Origin of the sequence: Nocardia lijiangensis NBRC 108240, from assembly GCF_001613045.1 — a bacterium.
GTDB classification, from domain to species: Bacteria; Actinomycetota; Actinomycetes; order Mycobacteriales; family Mycobacteriaceae; genus Nocardia; species Nocardia lijiangensis.
This window is the reverse complement of record NZ_BDBP01000003.1, coordinates 35,640-39,543: the sequence shown is the minus strand read 5'-3', so window position 1 is coordinate 39,543 and position 3,904 is coordinate 35,640. Positions and strand designations below refer to the sequence as shown.

At 66.8% G+C, this 3,904-nt stretch carries 4 protein-coding genes; 3 read left to right on the top strand and 1 reads right to left on the bottom strand.

From position 1 onward, the window contains the following. Positions 1 to 139: 139 nt before the first annotated feature. Positions 140 to 814 (bottom strand): response regulator transcription factor, encoded by a 675-nt coding sequence (locus NL1_RS01500; RefSeq protein WP_067833279.1) that lies wholly within the window; start codon positions 812 to 814, stop codon positions 140 to 142. Positions 815 to 1,219: 405 nt separating this feature from the next. Here NL1_RS01500 and NL1_RS01490 point away from each other — a divergent pair, with 405 nt between their 5' ends. From NL1_RS01490 to NL1_RS01480, 3 genes are all read left to right on the top strand, one after another. Further along, positions 1,220 to 2,818: a hypothetical protein gene (locus NL1_RS01490; protein ID WP_307621609.1), complete on the top strand. Its 1,599-nt coding sequence runs from the start codon at positions 1,220 to 1,222 to the stop codon at positions 2,816 to 2,818. 191 nt (positions 2,819 to 3,009) lie between these two features. Beyond that, positions 3,010 to 3,327 (top strand): hypothetical protein, encoded by a 318-nt coding sequence (locus NL1_RS01485; RefSeq protein WP_067833273.1) that lies wholly within the window; start codon positions 3,010 to 3,012, stop codon positions 3,325 to 3,327. Positions 3,328 to 3,404: 77 nt separating this feature from the next. Next, positions 3,405 to 3,899, top strand: a complete 495-nt coding sequence (locus tag NL1_RS01480; protein ID WP_067833270.1) for a YbaB/EbfC family nucleoid-associated protein — start codon at positions 3,405 to 3,407, stop codon at positions 3,897 to 3,899. Positions 3,900 to 3,904: the final 5 nt, after the last annotated feature.

Here is a 3,904-nt window from a genome sequence, read left to right as displayed (position 1 = left end):
CCCGCACGTACTCGGACGTCCCCGGCACCCTGATCACCGCCGCCCGCACCACATTCGCCGGTCACTCGACGGCGCCGACAACGCCGCCCGGAAAGCGGCCCGCCTCCGCCTGTTCCAGGCACGTGGATTCCAGTAGCCGTCAGAGACCCGGGGGCTCCATTTCCCATCGGTACCCGTAGCCGCGGATGGTGGTGATGAGGTCGGGGCGCTGGAGTTTGGCGCGCAGCGCGGCCATGTGGACGTCGAGGGCGCGGGAGATGGCGGCGAAGGCGTCGCCCCAGATGCGGTCCATGAGTTGCTGGCGGCTGACGGCGGAGCCCGGGCGTTCCAGGAGGACGCGCACCAGTTCGAATTCCTTGTGGGTGAGCGTGATCGGGGTGCCCGCGACCTCGACGGTGCGGGCTTGCAGGTCGACGCGGACGTCGCCGGTCACCACCACCAGCTGAGTGGGGGCGGTGGGGGTACCGGCGCGGCGGGTGACGGTTTCCAGGCGCGCCACCAGCTCGCCGACGCGCGGCGGCTTCGTCAGGTAGTCATCGGCTCCGGCGTGCAGACCGCGGATGACGGCGCGTTCGCCGCTGCGCGCGGTGAGGATCAGGACCGGCACCGAGCTGACCTCGCGGAGTTTGCGCAATACTTCCAGGCCGTCCATATCGGGCAGGCCGAGATCAAGGATGACGGCGTCGTAGCGGTCGTGGGTGAGCAGCAGGTCGGCGCCGCGCCGCAGATGGTCGGCCTGATAGTCCTTGGCGCGCAGCGCCGCGACCAGGGCGTCGCCGACTCCGGGGTCATCCTCGACTATCGCAAGTCTCACGCACAGATACTCGCAAACCGGAGGTTCCGTCCGCAGCGGTATTGGGTGGCAGGGGACCGGCAGGCTCGAGACCTTGACACGTTCTTAGGGAAGTCACCGCTCATGAGCGAGACGAAAACTCCCCGGGTGCGAGAGAATTCCTTCCCAGCTGCTTCCTTCGAAGGAGCCGATGACCAGCACCCCGGTCCGCCAGCAGCACCGCGGCCTCGTCCTGCCCTACGAAGGCCGGCCGAGGTCCGCCACGGCGGGTCCGCAAATCCTGCTGAGGGGTGAGGGTTTCGGCTGGCCGGGTCGCTTTTCGGCATCCTGTGCCAGGATGAAGGACAGCAAGTCGGCTCTAGTCTGGAACCGGACGCCCCGTCGGGATTCCGGTTACGGGTACGTGGATGAGGAGATAGCTACACCGTGACCAGCCCAGAAGGCCCGAACGACGAGGCCCGCGACAACCAGGTCCCCGGCGATCAGCAGCCGAATCTCACACCCGAGCAGCGCGCCGACGAAGAGTTCCGCCAAGAGTTCCAGCAGGCGTTCGAGGAGAGCAGCGACAAACCCGATGTGGAGTTCTCGCTGGGTGATTCCGAGCCAGAGCCGGAGCCCGAAACTGTAGACCCGGCCGAGCAGGCCCGCGAGATCGGCCACAATCTGGCCCGCGAACTGGCCACCGGCGCCCCGCAGGGCTGGTCCAAGCTGGACGCGGTGTTCGCTTTCACCGCGGTCGCCGAGGTCGCGCAGATCGTGTTCAGCGATGATAAGGAGCGTTCGGTCCGCATCCAGCCGTCGGAGGCGGTGCTGGAGCTGGTGCGCCGGCACCGCGAGGTGTCCGCCGCCATGGGTGACGGCCCGTGGTGGCGGCTGCTGTTGCAGCTGACGCCGGCCGGTAAGCTGGATATCGACTACGATTACGGTGACGAGCCGTTCCCGGACGATCACCTGTTCCCGGCCGAGGTGTATCAGGCCGACCTGGAAGCCAATCCGCGGGAGCGGCTGCCGGTGTGGCTGGCCGCGTACGTGAGTCACGGCAACCGCCAGTCCCGCACTCCGGCCGAGGCTGCCGCCTGGGCGCGCGCGGATCGGGAAGCCGGTGTGCGCGGGACGATCTCGGAGCGCGATTTCCCGGCGCTGCCCACGTTGTGGGCCCGCTGGGCGGTGTTGGCGGCCGCGTTCGTCGCCGTCGGTTCCGAGTGGGGTCCGCGTATTCTGCCCGCGCTGGGCTGGTTCGAAGGCGCCAAGCGGGGCGGCTCGACGCTGTACATGCTGCCCGGTGGCCGGGCCGTGCTCTCCGGTGGTGTCTGGAACGCGCCCGCCTTGGACGCGGCGTACAACCAGGACGCGCAGCTGCCCGCGTACTACGCCGGTGCTCCGGCCTGGGTGGCGAACCCGGTGCTGAATCCTCGGGCCGCCAGCGGTTTGCTGTCGTTCTGCTACTGGTGGGAGGGCGGTCGCTGGTATCGCGCCGAGTCGCCGGCGGCCGATCAGCTCGCCGAGGCCGTGCCCGGTATCTGGACCGCGCAGACGGTGACCAACGTGATCGCCAGCCTGGTCTCCGCCGAGGCCACCGACGGCCAGGTCGCCGCCGTGGCCACGCTGGTCTCGGCCGCGGAAGCCGGTGTGGTGACCAGGGATACGCTGATCAGCGTCTTCGGTGACGAGGGTGGCTACGATATCGACAGCGCCTTCTACCAGCTCACCATGGCCGGCGTGGCCACCACGCTGCCGGATCCGATGCCCGAGGACGAGGCCATCGATCAGGTGCGCCGCTACATTCTCGACCGCAATCTCGACACCACCGGCTATCCGCTGGATCAGCTGCGCGCCGACCGCATCAGCTGCGGCTGGATGGTCTACGTGCCGACCGCGCCGGGTGAGATCGCCATCGGCCGTGCGCTGTTCTACATCGCCGATGACGGTGTGCTGGAGCAGTCCTCGTCCTCGATCGCGCCCTCGCGCTACATCGTGGAGTTCGAGCAGCGCTTCCAGGAGCGCAACGGGATGGTCGACGCCTGACCCTGGTTGTCCGCCCATTGCGGGTTAACATCAGGGAACGGATCGATGGCCAATTCCTAACAGGTTCTTTAGCTTCTCGGTCCGGTGAATCGGCCCACAACGTCGGCCGAGGTGCCAGAATGGTCGGAAAGGCTCTGGTACCAGCCGCTTTTACGGTTTCGGTACGAGCCTTGCGAGATGAGAGGTGAACCGTGGACGTCGAGAGTTTTGTGGAAAAGCAGCGCATCGCGGGCACCGACACCGGCAAGGTGCGCGACCGCATGGACGGCCTCGCTGATCGAGTGCAGGCGCAGCTGGATTCGCTGATCTCGATCATCAGCTCCGACCCGGTCTTCGGCAAGAAGTTCATGGATGACCCGAAAGGTCTCAAATACCAGCTCGAGGGCGCTGTCGAGGGCACACGGACCATGGCCACATCCTGGGGCAAGCTCTCCGATGGCCAGTTCAAGGCGGCGAAGAACGCCGAACTCGAGGAGCAGAAGCGCCGAGAGCAGTTCGGGAACATCTGAGCCGGACCGGGTTGCTGGTAGTTGGCGGGCGGTCCATTCGGACCGCCATGAGAGTTTGTGGAGTGGGTGAGAACTAGATGGCCAGACGCGATGCCGAGATCGCCGGTGTGATGGAGGAATTCCGCAGCCGCATCCGCGAGATCGCCGAGATGCAGCAGCAGCGGGTCAAGCTCACCGCCACTGCGAGCACCAGGGACCGGCAGATCTCGGTGACGGTGAACGCCAACGGGGTGGTCATCCAAACCAAATTCGGCAGCGGCATCGACGAATACAGCTACGAGGACATCGCCAAATCCATCACTCGGCTGGCTCAGCAGGCCGCCGAGGATGTGTTCGATCAGAGCAAGCAAGTCATGGCGCCCTTGGCGGAGGAGCGGGCGCGGCTGCCCAAGCTCTCCGATGTGATCCCAGGAATGCCCGACTTCCAGAGTGAGATCCCCATGGCGCCGCCGGTTTCCGTCGCGCCGCCGGGTGACGCCGAGCGCGAGGACGCGGAACTGGTCTTCACCGATGTGGAGACCCTCGAGGACAAGGCCGAAACCGGAAAGGGCGTCACCGACTCGGTTTGGTGACGTGC

Excerpts from the sequence above, each read along its gene's own strand:
- NL1_RS01480 (WP_067833270.1), top strand. The coding sequence starts at position 3,405 with ATGGCCAGACGCGATGCCGAGATCGCCGGTGTGATGGAGGAATTCCGC.